Annotated in this window: 12 protein-coding genes and 1 pseudogene; 9 read left to right on the top strand and 4 right to left on the bottom strand. The window is 59.3% G+C overall.

What is annotated here, in order from left to right:
* The first annotated feature begins 31 nt into the window (after positions 1–31).
* The 3 genes from ROG8370_RS15565 (at position 32) to ROG8370_RS15555 (ending at position 2,610) form a co-directional block, all read left to right on the top strand.
* On the top strand, positions 32–541 hold the full coding sequence (locus ROG8370_RS15565) for an Hsp20/alpha crystallin family protein (RefSeq protein WP_085828116.1): 510 nt from the start codon (positions 32–34) through the stop codon (positions 539–541).
* 58 nt (positions 542–599) lie between these two features.
* Positions 600–2,003, top strand: a complete 1,404-nt coding sequence (locus ROG8370_RS15560) for a DegQ family serine endoprotease (protein WP_085828098.1) — start codon at positions 600–602, stop codon at positions 2,001–2,003.
* 187 nt (positions 2,004–2,190) lie between these two features.
* Positions 2,191–2,610, top strand: a complete 420-nt coding sequence (locus ROG8370_RS15555) for a CBS domain-containing protein (protein WP_085828097.1) — start codon at positions 2,191–2,193, stop codon at positions 2,608–2,610.
* A 185-nt stretch (positions 2,611–2,795) separates the two neighbouring features.
* On the opposite strand, the gene ROG8370_RS15550 is transcribed toward ROG8370_RS15555, so the two are convergent.
* The gene (locus ROG8370_RS15550; RefSeq protein ID WP_085828096.1) at positions 2,796–3,626 is read right to left on the bottom strand and encodes a class II glutamine amidotransferase; all 831 of its coding nucleotides are present in this window, start codon (positions 3,624–3,626) and stop codon (positions 2,796–2,798) included.
* A 125-nt stretch (positions 3,627–3,751) separates the two neighbouring features.
* Here ROG8370_RS15550 and ROG8370_RS15545 point away from each other — a divergent pair, with 125 nt between their 5' ends.
* A complete protein-coding gene (locus ROG8370_RS15545) occupies positions 3,752–5,149 on the top strand; it encodes a preATP grasp domain-containing protein (protein ID WP_085828095.1) in 1,398 nt (465 codons plus the stop codon).
* Between the two features lie 345 nt (positions 5,150–5,494).
* Here the strand turns inward: ROG8370_RS15545 and ROG8370_RS15540 are convergent, their stop codons facing one another.
* Entirely contained in the window at positions 5,495–9,919 is a 4,425-nt protein-coding gene (locus tag ROG8370_RS15540) for a chemotaxis protein CheB (protein WP_170925266.1), read from the bottom strand.
* Positions 9,920–10,315: 396 nt separating this feature from the next.
* On the opposite strand from ROG8370_RS15540, the gene ROG8370_RS15535 reads away from it, so the two are divergent.
* The 4 genes from ROG8370_RS15535 to ROG8370_RS15520 are packed head-to-tail and all read left to right on the top strand — an operon-like array spanning position 10,316 to position 13,064.
* Positions 10,316–10,669 (top strand): GerW family sporulation protein, encoded by a 354-nt coding sequence (locus ROG8370_RS15535; protein ID WP_085828093.1) that lies wholly within the window; start codon positions 10,316–10,318, stop codon positions 10,667–10,669.
* 6 nt (positions 10,670–10,675) lie between these two features.
* Complete coding sequence (locus ROG8370_RS15530; RefSeq protein ID WP_085828092.1) at positions 10,676–11,251, top strand: DUF2953 domain-containing protein; 576 nt, start codon at positions 10,676–10,678, stop codon at positions 11,249–11,251.
* Complete coding sequence (locus ROG8370_RS15525; protein WP_085828091.1) at positions 11,248–11,496, top strand: hypothetical protein; 249 nt, start codon at positions 11,248–11,250, stop codon at positions 11,494–11,496. Before ROG8370_RS15530 ends, ROG8370_RS15525 begins: the two co-directional genes overlap by 4 nt.
* Positions 11,497–11,501: 5 nt before the next feature.
* Entirely contained in the window at positions 11,502–13,064 is a 1,563-nt protein-coding gene (locus ROG8370_RS15520) for a bifunctional aminoglycoside phosphotransferase/ATP-binding protein (RefSeq protein WP_085828090.1), read from the top strand.
* 108 nt (positions 13,065–13,172) lie between these two features.
* Here the strand turns inward: ROG8370_RS15520 and ROG8370_RS15515 are convergent, their stop codons facing one another.
* The gene (locus tag ROG8370_RS15515; RefSeq protein ID WP_085828115.1) at positions 13,173–13,607 is read right to left on the bottom strand and encodes a thioredoxin domain-containing protein; all 435 of its coding nucleotides are present in this window, start codon (positions 13,605–13,607) and stop codon (positions 13,173–13,175) included.
* Between the two features lie 139 nt (positions 13,608–13,746).
* Here ROG8370_RS15515 and ROG8370_RS15510 point away from each other — a divergent pair, with 139 nt between their 5' ends.
* Positions 13,747–14,631, top strand: a complete 885-nt coding sequence (locus ROG8370_RS15510; protein ID WP_085828089.1) for a helix-hairpin-helix domain-containing protein — start codon at positions 13,747–13,749, stop codon at positions 14,629–14,631.
* A gap of 496 nt (positions 14,632–15,127) precedes the next feature.
* Here the strand turns inward: ROG8370_RS15510 and ROG8370_RS15505 are convergent.
* Positions 15,128–15,215 (bottom strand): annotated as a pseudogene (locus tag ROG8370_RS15505) (IS481 family transposase); the annotation flags it as partial.

Here is a 15,215-nt window from a genome sequence, read left to right as displayed (position 1 = left end):
GGATTTTCAACGCAATCAAGGAGAAACCATCATGCAAATCAAAGATCTCATCCCCTCGGGGCGTGACAAGGAAACCAGCCCGGCAAGCGAAAACGCGACTTCGAGCAATCCTCTGGTATCGTTGCAGCGCGATATAAACCACGTGTTCGAGGATTTCTGGCGCAGGGTCGAAAACGGCTGGAACGGCGATGACGCCGTGATGGGCATGTTTGGCCCAAGCACCGATGTCACCGAAACCGACAAAAGCGTGAACGTCTCCGTCGAATTGCCCGGAATGGAGCAAGAGGACATCGACATATCCTTGTCCGGCAATACGATGACGATCCGCGGCGAAAAGAAGATCGAGCACGAAGAGGAGCGCAAGGGCGTTTACATGTCCGAACGCCACTACGGCTCGTTCCATCGCACGGTGCCCCTGCCCGCTGGTGTCGATCCCGACAAGGCTGAAGCCACCTACAAGAACGGCGTGCTGACCGTCAGCCTTCCCAAGACCGAAGAGGCGCTTGCAAGCATCAAACGCATTCCCGTGAAAGCCGCCTGAAACATGCGGGGGGCCGGGTTTCTCCCGGCCTCTTGCTCTCGTCTGAAGGAGTGATGAAATGGCTGAAGTTGTCTCTCGTCTGGGCCGGACGTTGGCCGCGATCCTGGTCTTTTCGATAACCTTCGCAGCGCCCGGCATGTCGCAGACCGCTGACCGGCCCTTGTATCTAAACGATGACGGGTTGCCGACACTGGCGCCTCTGTTGGCCGAGGTGACGCCAGCCGTTGTCAACATCTCCGTCGAAAGCAGTCGCTCTGTCGAGATGAACCCACTGTTCAACGACCCGTTCTTCCGGCGTTTCTTCGACATGCAGCCACCGCCGCAACAGCCGCAGCGCCGCCAACAGATGAGCGCGGGTTCCGGCGTGATCATTGATGCAGAAAAAGGCTATGTCCTGACCAACCACCATGTCGTTGAGAACGGCGACCGCATTACCGTAACGCTCAAGGACCGCCGCCAATTTGACGCGGAACTGATCGGGAGCGACCCCGGAACGGACGTTGCCCTGGTGAAAATCGACGCCGGAAATCTGACCGCCCTCGACTTGGGCGACAGCGATCGTTTGCAGGTGGGGGATTACGTTCTGGCAATCGGCAATCCCTTCGGCCTTGGTCAGACGGTGACCTCGGGCATCGTCAGCGCCCTGGGGCGGAGCGGCCTCAATATCGAAGGATACGAGGATTTCATCCAGACCGACGCCTCGATCAATCCCGGCAATTCCGGCGGTGCCCTGGTCACGTTGGACGGGCGTCTTGTCGGGGTCAACACCGCGATCATCGCGCCATCGGGCGGCAATGTCGGTATCGGTTTTGCGGTGCCTGCAAACATGGCCAAGGCGGTCGTCGATCAGCTCATCGAATTTGGCGAGGTGCAGCGCGGCCTGCTCGGCGTGACGATACAGGATTTCACCCCCGATCTTGCAGAGGCGCTCGGGCTAGAGGCCGGTGCGGGTGCAGTGATCACACAGGTCGAACCGGACAGCTCGGCCGAAGCGGCCGGATTGCAGCCCGGCGACCTGATCGTGTCCGTTGATGGCCGCCCCGTGGCCGGGTCCGCCGATCTGCGCAGCCAGATCGGATTGAAGCGGACCGGCCGAAGCATCGAGATCGGGATCATCCGCAACGGCGAGCGGCAGACTGTGGTGGCGACCCTGCGACGCGGAGCCCAAGGCGGCCCCCGGGCAGGTGGTCACGGGCTGGAATGGCTGTCCGGAGCAGACCTCCGCAATCTTGAGCCGGGCGACCCGCTATACGGCGAGATACCCGGTGTCTTGGTGGCGAGGCTTGACCCCGGCAGTCGTGCCGCGCGGTCGGGCATCACGGTCGGCGACATTATCCTCGCCGTCAACCGCGTGCCTGTCGCATCGGTTGCCGAGTTGCGCGAACAGCTCACCAAGGTCGACCGGGCACTCGCCTTGACGATCCAACGCGGATCGGCCCGCATTTTTCTGATCATGCGCTGACGCGGCGATTGTCAGAATGGAGAGCGGAATGGAGGAGAATGGCAAAGAGGCCGACACCCTGGCCAAAGGCGGCGCTTCCAAGCAGCCGAACCCGCCCACTGGCGCAGTGGACCGGGTCTCCGATCAATCAGCCATTCGCTCTGCCCACTATACTAAAATGAAATCATATCCAGCACAGGAGACAGCCATGGAAATCTCGAAAGCGATGCATGAGAACGCCGATTGGGTCAGCGCTGACACGCTGATAAGCGAAATCGCAAACATGATGAAAAAGGAAGATATAGGCGCCGTTCCCATCGGAAAGGACGACAAACTGGTCGGGATGATCACGGATCGCGACATCGCGCTCAGGGTTGTGGCCGCCGGGCGTGATCCGGAAAAGACCACGGCCGAAGACGTGATGACCAAAGGGATTGTCTATTGCCGGACCACCGAAACTGTCGAGGACGCAATTCACCTGATGGATCAGAAGAAAATCCGTCGGCTGCCGGTCCTTGACGACAAAAAGCGGCTGGTCGGGATGCTCAGCCTTGGTGATGTCGCACATTCTGTCAGCCGCGATCTGTCGGGGGAACTGCTGCAGGCGGTATCCGATCATCATAGATGACCTGAAAGAAAGACGGTTTTTGTCGCGGGTGACCTTCGGTCCGGCACCATCCACTGTTGTGCCCGAACGCGCCAATCCGAAAGAGACATCAGGATGAAGTCACGCCATGTGCAGATGGCGCGATGCGCGCCATTGTCTTGTTGTCCGCATGCGAAAAACTGACATCTGAGTGGTCTCGACCTGTCTCAAACGACTGCGTTTCGGGCCAGCGGCTCCATGTCGAGGCGGTAATCCTCGGCAATCTGGAAAAGGGTGCCATTGGGTATTTCGTACCAGTCTTCCCCATGCGTGACGGGTTCCGAAGCGATCTCGACCGCCTGATAGTCCGTTGTCGGTTCGTGATGGGCATGCGACTTGCCACAGATCGGGCAGGAAAAGACGTGGTCGCGCTGCAGGTGATAAAGCGACCGGTTCAGGCGCGACCCGATCAGGTACTCACCGTCGGTGAGCACGATGTTCAAACCCACCCTGGCATCGGGGTCCACTTCGGCGCACCAGTCGACGATCTGCTCGAGGCCGCGGCGCACGCTGGCCATCAGACCGTCTTCCGGATGGCGCAGAAAGAGGCTCAGAAGATAGCGAAACACGTGCTCGCTGTCGGTCGTCCCCCTGATTTCGGACCGGTGCAGCGGGTCCATATGCTCAAGCATCGGGAAACGCACCCGGTCAAAGTTGGGAAGGGTGCCGTTATGCGCGAAGATCCATCGCCCATGCACAAAGGGATGCGTGTTTTCAATGCTGGTTCCGCCAACGGTCGCACGCCTGACATGGGCCACGACGGTGCGGGCATAGACCTGCGCCGCCTTGCGGGCGAAATGTTCGCCGTGAAAGGCCGCCCAGACCTGTTTTTCAAGGATCGGAACGCCGTCAGGGTAATCGGCAATGCCCCAGCCATGACCATGCGCATATCCGCTCATGTCGCTTTCGCTTTGCGCCATCAAGGCATTTTGCGACTTGACCAGACCGCATTCGACCCGCGTCGGTTCATTGGCATGCATGGCATAAAGACGGCACATGATCTCACCTCTTGTTTTGCCAGAGGCATCTTATCACGCCGCGCGCGGGCGGCATGACATCGCTCAATTGCAGTCGCAAAAAACCGCCCTAGGCTATGCCTGCCCATTGGTTGCGGAGGACCCGGATGAAAGACTGCGCGACGATTGCCGAGCGCCTTGTCGCTGACGAGCCCGCATTGCTGGGCTCGCTCGATTTCGGGCCTTTCGTGCGTCAGGGCACCGGCCCCGGCCCCTCTCTGCTGATTGGCGATCAATCCGAAATCAGCTTGTTGAGGTCGGGACAGGAAACGCACCTCGAATATCGGATGTCCCATCTGGCCCGGTCGAATGACATCGTTCTTGTCCGCAGACGCGATACCCGGTTCGAAGACTATCTTGCCGGGCACCTCGGGCTTGAGAACCTGACCTTTCTCGAGGTGCACGGCCCTGACATCCTGCCGGTTTCGAAACAGGCGCTCGCCTCTTCTGCGCTGATTGAAAGCCTGGCAGAAACCGCGTCGCGCAATGGCGGTTTGACGCTGAAATCCTATCTGACGACCGGAAACATCTGGCGGTTGGCACAGGCCATCGGCGAGGCCGCGCAACAGGTTGTTGACGTCTGCGGCCCCTCGCCCCGTGTCACGACACGAAGCAATGACAAGCTGTGGTTCTCGCAACTGGCCTGCGCGGTGCTGGGCCGTGACGCGACGCCGCCGACGATGTCGGCCTACGGTCCGGCCGCCGCCGCCGCACTTGTCTCGCACATCAGCAAGCGCGCCGCACAGGTGGTTATCAAGGTCCCCGATAGCGCCGGCTCCGCAGGAAACGTGCGGGTGAGCAGTACGTTCCTGGCCGCCAAAACACTGACCGAGATACGGGATTTCCTGCTGACGCGCCTGCATGCCACGGGCTGGCGGGACAGCTATCCGGTCCTTGTCGGCGTTTGGGACGACAATGTCGTCTGCACCCCCTCGGCGCAATTGTGGATTCCAAGACCCGGCGACGGAAAACCGATCGTCGAAGGCATTTTCGAACAGACCGTCACGGGCGAGGTTGCGGCCTTTGCCGGTGCCGCCAGAGCGTCCTTGCCCGAGCCGATCCTGCGCCGACTTCATGGCGAATCCGAACTGATCGCCGCCGTTCTCCAGCACATCGGATATTATGGGCGGTGCAGCTTTGACGCTGTGCTCGTTGCAGGCAAAGACGGGCGCGACACGATTCACTGGATAGAGTGCAACGGCCGATGGGGGGGCGTATCAATACCGATGACGGCCGCGCTCGCATCGGGCGACCTGCGGTCGTTCAAGGGGCTTTTGATCCTGCAGGAAAAGCTGAACGGCAAATGGATCGGGACGGGCGAACTGCTCAAACGGCTGGATGACCTGCTCTATCGGCGTGCCTCGCCTGCAAATGGCGTCATCCTTCTTTCACCACCGCTTGCAACGCAAGGCACGGTGGTCAACTTCATGGTGGTCGCAGACACCCAGGCCACGGCCCGGGCATTGGGCGATCAGGCAATGAGCCGTCTGATGTCATCCGCCTGACGGCCCCCTCACTGAACGGGACGGGGCTGTCCCGCGCCGGGTTATCTTTGCGCAGGAAACAGGCGGGTTCAAAGCCGACCCCGCCGAGTTCCTGAATTCCTGCGCCTCCTGCCACGGCAAGGATGGTAAGGGTGCCGGTTTCCTGACCCGCGTTTTCAGGGGTGTCGATCCCGGCTATCTGACCAAGCTGGCCGCCAACAATGATGGCGTCTTTCCCTCGGACCGTGTTTTCGACGTCATTGATGGCATTTTCAGGCTGGAGGTAAGGCACCCGGCCTGACATCCGCGCCCTCGAACGGGCCGGTTCTTTCTATCAACGGGCCAAAGCGGGCCTGGGTTTCAAAGTCATTCCAGCAGCTCTCTCAACGCCTTTGCAAGGTCACGCAAGCTATACGGCTTGCGCAACAAGGGGTGGCGGTTCTGGGCCGCACCGACGGCCGCCGCGCCGCCGCTGGCATATCCGGTCGCCAGCAAAATCTTGAGCGCGGGGTTGATCGCAAGCGCCTGATCGGCGACCTGAAAACCGTTCAGGCCGCCAGGCATCACCACATCCGACAGGACAAGATCAATCCCGTCATTACCGCGAATAATCTCAAGCGCGGCGGGCCCGTTCTCGGCGGCCAGGGTCTCATAGCCCAAATCCTCCAGACGGGTCACGGTGAGCCGCCGGACACGAGGGTCATCCTCTACCACCAGAATGGTCTCGTTTCGCGATTTCGGAATGGCACTTTCACCGGGGTCCGCAACCGCCGCAGCCCCCTTGTCGGCGGGCGGAAGATAGAGCGTGACCGTCGTGCCCACCCCCTCTTCGCTGTAAATCGCCACATGGCCGCCCGACTGCTTTGCAAAACCGTAGATCATGCTCAGGCCAAGCCCCGACCCCGCGCCGACACCCTTGGTGGTGAAAAACGGCTCGAATGCGCGGGCCATCACCTCGGGTTTCATGCCCGTGCCGGTGTCGGTGACAGACAGGGCGACATAATCACCGGGTTCGACGTCGACCTGCGTGGCAGCGTAATCCACGTCCAGCGTCACGTTCTTGGTCTCGATCGTCAGGGTGCCGCCGTTGGGCATCGCGTCACGGGCGTTGATGGCGAGGTTCAGAATGGCGTTTTCGATCTGACCGGGGTCGGTCAACGTCAGTTTCAGATCGTCGGCCAGATCGGTTTCGACCGATATGTCATCCCCCAGCGTCCTTTTCAGAAGAGGTTGGACCGATCGCACCAGATCATTGAGCGGCACAGTTTCCGATTCAAGCGTCTGCTTGCGGGAAAACGCCAGCAATTGCGCGGTCAGCTTTGCGCCAAGGTCAGAGGCTTCCAGTGCCTCTTGCAAAAGGTCCTTCTTCGGGAAATCCCCCAGGTTCATCTCAAGCAATTCCAGATTGCCGATGATCACTGTCAGCAGGTTGTTGAAATCATGCGCAAGGCCGCCGGTAAGCTGTCCCACGGCCTCCATTTTCTGGGCCCTTTGCAAGGCGTCGCGGCGTTTCATGTCCTCTGACAGATCATGCAGGATACCGGTAAAGTTCCGTTCGCCGTCAATCCACCATTCGGCAACGGTGAGCCGGATCGGCACCTCGGTGCCATCCTTGCGGCGCGCGTTCATCTCGCGGCCGATCCCAATGACCTTTTTTTCTCCGGTTGCCTTGTAGCGAGCTATGTAGTCGTCGTGCTGATGCTGGTGCGGTTCCGGCATCAGCATCTTGACGTTCTGGCCAATCACCTCTGCCGCCGTATACCCCAAAATGGTTTCAGCCGCCGGGCTGTAGCTCGTCACGATGCCTTGATCATCAATCGTGATAATCGCCTCCGGGGCGGCATTCAGGACCGCCCTCAGGCGCGCCTCGCGTTCTTCAAGGCGATGTTGGATCTCAAGCCGCTCGGTGGCATCCTCCAAAACCATGAGAATGAAATCACGGCCACCCGTGCCGTCTTTCATCTGGCGGGCGTTAACCAACATCGTCCGGGCCCCTTTGCCCTTGATGTCGACGACGACCTCATGCCCTTCGACGGTGGTTTCTTCGGGTAGAATGCGTTCCAGAAGCTTGCGCAGGGTCGGCTGATCCAACTGACGGCCCTGCAAGGCAAACAGGGCCTTGCCTTCGGTGTCTTCAGGTGTTGTCTCAAATGCCCTTAAAAAAGAATGACTTGCTTTGACGACGTTGAGGTTTTCGTCCAGCACAAGCATCGGCTCGCGCACGGTTCCGATGATTGCTTCGGCGAATTGTAACGCGCCTTCATACGCTTGCTGCAAGGCCTTTAGATCGGTGACCTCTGAGAAGGTGATGACCACGCCATCAATCTTTCCGTCCTGGGTCCGGTAAGGCAGAATGCGCCTGATGAACCATTTGTCGCCATCGGCCCGTACCTCAAGTTCACTTGGAGTCAGGTCCTGGAGAACCGTTACGGCATCTTCCAGCAACTTCGGATCGTCTATCTTGCCGGTGATATCGCTGAAGGGGCGGCCCACATCATTGGCGATGACGTTGAAAAGCTGCCGGGTCGCGGGCGTGAAGCGCATGATCTTCAGATCGCGGTCCAGAAACAGGGTTGCGATGCCGGAACTGGACAGAAGGTTGTTGAGATCGTCCGTCAGGTGCCGCTCGTCCTCGACCTTTTGCTGCAGCTCGGTATTGACGGTCGTCAACTCTTCGTTCAGCGATTGCAGCTCTTCCTTGGAGGTTTCCAGTTCTTCGTTGGTCGACTGGAACTCTTCGTTCATCGACATCGCTTCTTCGTTCGACGCCTTCAGCTCTTCGGTCGAGAGTTCGTATTCCCGGATGGTGTTCTGAAGCTCGAGGCGGGTGGCCTCCAGCTCCTGTTCAAACTGGGTGTGAAGGGCGCTGTCCTTTGGCCCCTCTTCGGAGTCGATGGATGCCTTTATCACAGGCGTGTCCGCGAAGGTCACAAGCACCAGCTTGATCCCGTCCACGACCATCGGATACGCAGCGATTGAGACAGGAACGTTATGTCCCGCACGCGTCACGGTTCCCGACGCGGTCACATCCTGATCCGTTTTGAACGCCCGGCGGATCGTACTGCCGAGTTTTGCGCGCAACCCGTCGCGGGCCATGTCCAGCAAATCCTGGCTGGCCTCGCCGGTTGGCACCTTGAGGTACTGATCCGCCGGGCCCTGCACAAACAGCGTTTCCATGCGCGCGTCGATCAGAACGGCCGCTGGCGCATAGCGATCGACCAACAGTTTGTTGCTGAGTTCGGCAAGACGCAGCCCACGGCTTGCTTCGGCGCTGCGCAGCGCGGGCGTGGTCGGTCCGAAGACCGGGTTTGTCGTGATCGGGAAATCGAAATTGCGATGCAGCCCGCCCCCGACCCGTTTGTACAATCGGTGCTTCTTGGAAACCGGTTTAAAGTAAACCTCATGATTGTTTGCGGTCTCCGACGATCCCAGAAACAGCAGCCCGCCTTCATTCAGGGCGAAATGGAACATCTGGATGACGCGTTCCTGCGCCTGCTGGTTCAGGTAGATCAGCAGGTTCCGGCAAGAGATCAGGTCGAGCTTGGAGAACGGCGCATCGGCAAGGATGTTCTGATGCGCAAAGACGACGGCTTCGCGCAGTTCCGGCTTTACGCGATAGGAATGGTCCTCTTGTTCGAAAAAGCGGTTCAGGCGCTCGGGCGAGACATCGCCGACGATGGAATCGGGATAAACGCCCGCCCGCGCGATGGACAGCGCATGTTCATCGACGTCGGAGGCAAAGACCTGCAATTTGACGTCCTTGCGCAGGGCTTCGATTTTCTCGATCATCAACATCGCCAGCGAATAGGCTTCCTCGCCCGTCGCACAGGCAGGCACCCAGATCCGGATCGGCTTGCCCGGTGCGCAGTCCACGACCAGATCGCGAATGACGTGTTCGGCAAGATACTCGAAGACCTCGCGGTCGCGAAAGAAGGCCGTGACGCTGATCAGAAGATCGGCACAGAGCTTTTCCGCCTCTTCCGGCGAATCCTTGAGCAACGCCAGGTAGTCCGCTAAATTCTCCAAATGGCGCAGGGCCATGCGCCGCTCGATCCGGCGCAGAAGCGTGCCCTCCTTGTAGCATTCGAAATTGATCGGTGTATGGGCCTTCAGAACCGTGATGATCCTGGACAATGCCCCGCGGGCATTCTCGCCCATAGTCTTGGTGCTCGCCCCCTGTTTGATGTAGGGATGCGCCACATAGTTCGAAATGACCGCATGCATCTCGGCAACAGGCAGCACGTGATCGACCGAGCCCGTCGCAATCGCGCTGCGCGGCATACCGTCATGGGCGGACTCCTTAGGCTCCTGCACCAGAACCATGCCGCCGTTTTCCTTGATGTTGCGCAAGCCCGCCGTGCCGTCGCTGCCCGTGCCGGACAGGATGACCGCGACGGCGCTTTGCTTCTGATCTTCGGCAAGTGAACGCAGGAAAAAGTCGATTGGCAGCCGCATTCCCCGCGGTTCAGGCGGCTCCATCAGGCGCAGAACACCGTTTTCGATCCAAAGGAATTCCTTGGGCGGGATGATATAGACATGATCGGGTTTGACAGGTGTGCAGTCCGCCGCAAGTTCCACGGCCATCTTCGTGTGCTTGGACAGCAGGTCGGCCATCAGGCTTTTGTGGTTTGGATCCACATGGTGAATGACCACAAAAGCCATGCCCGCCTTATCCGGCATCGCTTCGAAAAAATCGGTGAGGGCCTGCAGGCCGCCGGCAGATGCCCCGAGCCCGATGACCGGCGTCAAAGCCGGAGCAGACTTTGTTTCGGCCGGCTTGGAACCGGACACCTGAGTTCGGCCCGACCGCTTGCGTGAAGGTTTCGCGGCTGCCGCGGCATCGGACCGAGGTGATGGCGTTTGAGGCTTTCGTGCCATCAGAAAATCTCCGGGTATCGGCGTTGCGCTCTGAGTTTAGAATAGTTTGACCAGACTTGACCAGCCTTGCCACAAGTGCTGACGCTATAGCCGCGTCGATGTGCCCGCTACAAGATTTGATCCTGAACCGCAAAGGAGCGCAGGGTGTTGATCTAGGTCAACCCGCCTTGGGCGATGGCGCTGCGGTTCTAGGCTTTTGGACCGCCGACAGGTGAAAAATTCAGGAATGGCGATTGATCAGTGTCAATTGGCCCGGACCCTTTGCAGATAGTCATATTGCTCATGCCTCCAAAACCTAAGGAGTGAGCGATGGAAGATGTTGAGAAACTGCTGAAGGGCACGGTTGAAGAGCTTGACCGGTTGCTGAATGCAAAGAACGTCCTTGGCGACCCGATTGAGCGCGAGGGAGCAACGGTTATCCCGATTGTCAGCTACGGTTTCGGGTTTGGCGCTGGCGGAAATGTCGCCCAGAAATCGGGGAGTTCAGCCGGAACAGGTGCTGGTGGCGGGATCAAACCACTCGGCGCGATCATCTTTGATAAGGACGGCGCGCGGGTCGAATCCGTCAAGGGCGCATTGACCAGCATGACAGAGATTGCCGCCAAGGCCGCGACTGCTGTCATGGGCAAAATGTCGGCGTCAAAAGACAAACCAGACGCCTGACCTGCAATGGCACTGCTGCTCGCGATCATCCTGTGGCTGTTGCTTGCGATGCTGTTCCTGGTCGGTGTGGCCCTCATGACACCGGTCTTTGTCAGGGTGCACCTGAGCACATCGCCACAGTTTGCCTACCGCGTCGAGATGCGCGCATTGGCCGGACTGGCCCCTCGCCTGACGTTGGCCGAGGGGCCGCGCAAAGGCTCTGCCGCCAAGCCCGATCCCGATCCCGAACCGGCAAAACCAAAGCAACGCAGGGTGCCACTGCTCAAGCGCGTTCATGGCTCTGTGGTCCGGGCTGTGCCATCACTGATCCTGGGCCTTTTGCATCGTATTCATTTGACAGAACTGCACATCGACGCGGACTATGGCCTTGGCGATCCGGCCGATACCGGTCAGCTTTGCGGGCTGTTGATGCCCTTGCAATATGCCAACCCGATGCCTGCATCGGTTTCGCTGGATCTGCGCCCGGATTTCACCCGGGCAATCCTGAACGGCAGCTTGACGGCAGTCGTTCGCGTCACGCTGGCCTCGCTGTTTGTCCCTCTGTCGCGATTTGCATGGCGCGCATTTGGACCCGGTCGATGACAGTGACGCTGGATCAGATGATAGAAATCGGGTCATATCGAGTCATGGCGATTTCTGACAGCGTGGTCTGCGCCAAGCACCGCAACGGAAGTGTTATTGTGGCTGGACAGAAAAGACCCGTTGCGGTTCTGATCAGGCAGGACTCGGCCTTGACGGCCTTTGGAGCAGACGGCATGCCCATGACTCGCGACCAGATAGACAAGCTCTGCCCCGGCGCGTGGGTCAAAGCGTTAGAGGTTGATTGACCGCTATGGGGCAGACGTCCAAAGGCGCCAAGACACAAGACGACGTGATCGCCTTTCTTTCTTGCCCCAATCACCACCCCGGGGGCGCGCCGGTTGACATGGTTGAAACCCATGGCGCGCTGATCTTTCTGGCGGGCGATGTCGCGCTCAAGATCAAACGCGCGGTGCGGTATGATTATATGGACCTGTCGACGCTTGATTTGCGCGAAAAGATGATCCGACGCGAGCTGGAGTTGAACCAACCCATCGCCCCCGACATCTACAAAGGTGTATTCCCGGTCACGCGCGAGGCGAACGGACGCCTTGCGCTGGATGGCGGTGGGGCACCCGTCGAATGGGTTCTGCGAATGCGGCGGTTCCCGGCGTCAGATGAATTGGCGGTGATCGCGGATGAGGGTCGGCTGAATGACGTGCTTGCGCGCGACCTTGGGCAGAGCGTGTTTGATTACCACGTCAAAACGCCGCGACGCACCGCCGATGGCGCAACGCTGATCACCGATATACTGGATGAACTGGACCGGGTATTTGCAGACCTGATTGACCTGCTGGACGCCGCACAGATTGACCGGTTTCACACGCAAAGCCGCACTGCGCTGGCCACCCTTGCCCCGCTGCTGCGCCAACGCGGCGCTGACGGACATGTTCGCCGCTGCCACGGCGATCTGCATCTTGGCAATCTGGTACTGCTCAACGGCAAGCCGGTTCCCTTTGATGCGCTGGAATTCGATGAAGTTCTGGGCACCTGCGATGTCCTCTATGATCTGGCGTTTCTGATCATGGATTTGCAGCATCGCGCCCTTGGCCGCGCGGCCAATATTGCGCTCAGCTATTATCTGCTGGCGGCCATGGGGCGCGAGGACGACGGGCTGGCGGCACTGCCGCTGTTCATCGCGGCACGTGCCGCAATCCGCGCAATGGTGCTGGCACAAACGGCCCGCGCGACCGGATCATCTATCGCCAAAGACGCAGTGCGCTATCTTGCCGAAGCGCTGGCCGTCCTGTCGCCGCCTGAACCTGCGCTTGTTCTGATCGGCGGATTGTCGGGCAGTGGAAAGACGACCGTGGCACAAGACCTGGCACCCCGGATCGGGGCGGCCCCCGGAGCGGTTCTTCTGCGCAGTGATACCGAGCGCAAGGCGATGCAGGGTACTGATCAGCAAAGCCGTCTTGCTGCGTCCGCGTATTCGCCAGAAGCGCGCGCGGCCATCTATGACAGGGTCATTCAGCGGGCGGAAAGTATTCTCAGGGCGGGCCACTCTGTCTTGATCGACGCCACGTTTCTGGACAACGCCGACAAGGAAAAAGCAACGGCATCGGCCGCGCGCGCGCATGTAGCGTTGCACCGTTTTTGGCTGGATGCACCTTTGGATATACTGATCAACCGTGTAACTGCACGGCGCGGCGATGCGTCAGATGCCGATGCCGATGTGGTGCGGGCGCAATATACCAGCGCCACGCGCCCCGAAGATTGGCGGGTAATTGATGCCTCCGGATCAATTGCACAGACAGTCGCGCTGCTCAGAACCGAATTACAAAAGACCGACGCAGACACCGATCAAGATCAATAGGACCCACCCCCGGCCTGACGGCCCATCTGTCGCAGGTTTGCCCCGGCATTGTGCGGACCGTTCGCCCGGCAACAAAGGTTGATTTCACCCCCCGATACAGGACCTGGTTTATAAGTTCCGGCGCACGAAATCCTCGATTTCGGCAGCCGGTCTTGCGCCAGACAACCGTCCGATCTCGGCACCACGGTGATACAGGATCAGCAACGGAATGCCTCGGATTTGCAGGCGTTGCGAGATTTGTGGGAACTGCTCCGTATCAATCTTGGCAAACCGCGCCTTTCCCTGCAACGCGCTGGCGGCTTTGGAAAACTCCGGCGCCATCATGCGGCACGGTCCGCACCACGGTGCCCAATAATCCACGATCAGGGGCAACTCGTCCGTCTGGGTGGCCTTGTCGTGAACACGCGCGTCAAAGGCTGTCACGTCGCCTGCAGCTAAAGGAGTTCCACATTTGGCGCATTTTGGCCCTGCGTCCAGTTTGGCAACCGGAACCCGGTTTGCCTGTCCACAGGCCAGGCAGGTCAATCTGACGACATCATTCATTTTGGAGGTTTCCTTTGTCTCATCTAGCCGATCATTTGTGCAGTCTGGCCTGACGGCGCGCCGTGCTGATTGATAGCGATCAAGGCACAGGCCCAAACGACACCTTAACATGGAAAAAAGGAATGCATCGGAGAAGATCATGGGCCCACAACAACCGGTGAACGACGCTCTGTCGGAAAACCGCTTTGTCGCAGACAGGCTTGATGAAGTGGCACGCCTTTTGGAGCAACAGAATGCCTCGCTTTTCCGCATAAGGGCATACCGCGATGCGGCCAGTTACTTGAGGGGATTATCAAATCCCGTTCGGCTCGATTATCAGCGCGGCGGCAAACGCGGTCTTGATGATCTGCCGACAATCGGACAGTCGATCGCGGCCACCATCGCCGAAATTCTCGATACGGGTGCTTCGGGCCTGCTGGATCGCTTGCGCGGCGCGGCGGACCCTGAGAAGGTGCTGCGGACAGTACCGATGATTGGCCCCGCGTTGGCCCATCAAATTCATGACGATCTGGGCATCGAAACACTCGAGGCGCTGGAGGCCGCGGCCCATGACGGACGGCTGGCCAGCCTCAAGGGGTTCGGGCCACGCCGGGTCGAAAGCCTGCGCCACTCTCTGGCGGACATGCTGGCGCGCAGACGTCCGCGACAGGCCCCGATTGATCGCCAGCAACCCTCTCTCGCTGACATTCTTTCAATTGATCAGACCTATCGCAGTAATGTTGACAAGCTGCCCGAAATCAAACCGCGCCGGTTCAATCCGACAGGCGAAACCCGTCTGCCGATCCTGCATACCGAACGGGACGGCTGGCAATTCACCGCGCTCTTTTCCAATACCCCGGCAGCGCATCGTTTCGGAAGAACCCGCGACTGGGTGGTGATCTATTTTGAACGCCCCGATCAGCCTGAAGGGCAAGTCACCGTTGTCACGGAACATGGCGGCGTTCTTGACGGAAAACGCGTCATTCGCGGTCAGGAAAAGGCCTGCCAAGCCTATTATGAGGCGCAAGAACAAAGGTCTTTGTAACCGCACCAAAAAGCACCGGAAATCCACTTTAAAGGTGTGGATCAAGTAATTGATTAAAAGTCGAAAACTGGTATTATAAGCACTGGCCTTCTGCGCACTGCCCCTGAAGACATCGGTCGACAGACAGTCGACGCCCCTACCCCGCCAGTACCGGTAGCCCATAGACCTCAAGAACGACTCCGGCAAACCTTCGCGACAAGCGCAGCGATTGACGCCTGCGGGCCAAACCGACCCGCGCGGCACCCTGCACAGACGGCCGCCATGGCGGGATACACGCGCGTGCATTTGATTATTATCAATTCCGCTGACGCGGATGCATCTACAAAAGGAGCAACGCACATTTGCCTGAGCTTTGTGGACGCGCTGATGGAAGTTACAAAAGCGCAAAAGGGGCTCTCTCTGCATCACACTCGATATATCGCGTCTCGTTTTGGAGGCTGAGATGTTAGACCATGCATGTAAGGTGCGGTTGCTCGTGAGACATCAGATTTGTTAATTATAGCTTTTCTCTGAGTGCTTCGTAAGGCGTCTTCCCTTTGTGTGCGCCATGCGGTCTGTGGAAGTTGTAGAAGCGCTCCCACTCG

Origin of the sequence: Roseovarius gaetbuli (genome assembly GCF_900172365.1) — a bacterium.
GTDB lineage: Bacteria > Pseudomonadota > Alphaproteobacteria > Rhodobacterales > Rhodobacteraceae > Roseovarius > Roseovarius gaetbuli.
This window is presented reverse-complemented; position numbering and strand designations above follow the sequence as displayed.

Bases quoted from the DNA above. Each gene is read 5' to 3' on its own strand.
- ROG8370_RS15510 (WP_085828089.1), top strand. From the start codon at position 13,747: ATGGGCCCACAACAACCGGTGAACGACGCTCTGTCGGAAAACCGCTTT.
- ROG8370_RS15535 (WP_085828093.1), top strand. From the start codon at position 10,316: ATGGAAGATGTTGAGAAACTGCTGAAGGGCACGGTTGAAGAGCTTGAC.
- ROG8370_RS15565 (WP_085828116.1), top strand. From the start codon at position 32: ATGCAAATCAAAGATCTCATCCCCTCGGGGCGTGACAAGGAAACCAGC.
- ROG8370_RS15520 (WP_085828090.1), top strand. From the start codon at position 11,502: ATGGGGCAGACGTCCAAAGGCGCCAAGACACAAGACGACGTGATCGCC.
- ROG8370_RS15545 (WP_085828095.1), top strand. From the start codon at position 3,752: ATGAAAGACTGCGCGACGATTGCCGAGCGCCTTGTCGCTGACGAGCCC.
- ROG8370_RS15525 (WP_085828091.1), top strand. From the start codon at position 11,248: ATGACAGTGACGCTGGATCAGATGATAGAAATCGGGTCATATCGAGTC.
- ROG8370_RS15550 (WP_085828096.1), bottom strand. From the start codon at position 3,626: ATGTGCCGTCTTTATGCCATGCATGCCAATGAACCGACGCGGGTCGAA.
- ROG8370_RS15555 (WP_085828097.1), top strand. From the start codon at position 2,191: ATGGAAATCTCGAAAGCGATGCATGAGAACGCCGATTGGGTCAGCGCT.
- ROG8370_RS15560 (WP_085828098.1), top strand. From the start codon at position 600: ATGGCTGAAGTTGTCTCTCGTCTGGGCCGGACGTTGGCCGCGATCCTG.
- ROG8370_RS15515 (WP_085828115.1), bottom strand. From the start codon at position 13,607: ATGAATGATGTCGTCAGATTGACCTGCCTGGCCTGTGGACAGGCAAAC.
- ROG8370_RS15530 (WP_085828092.1), top strand. From the start codon at position 10,676: ATGGCACTGCTGCTCGCGATCATCCTGTGGCTGTTGCTTGCGATGCTG.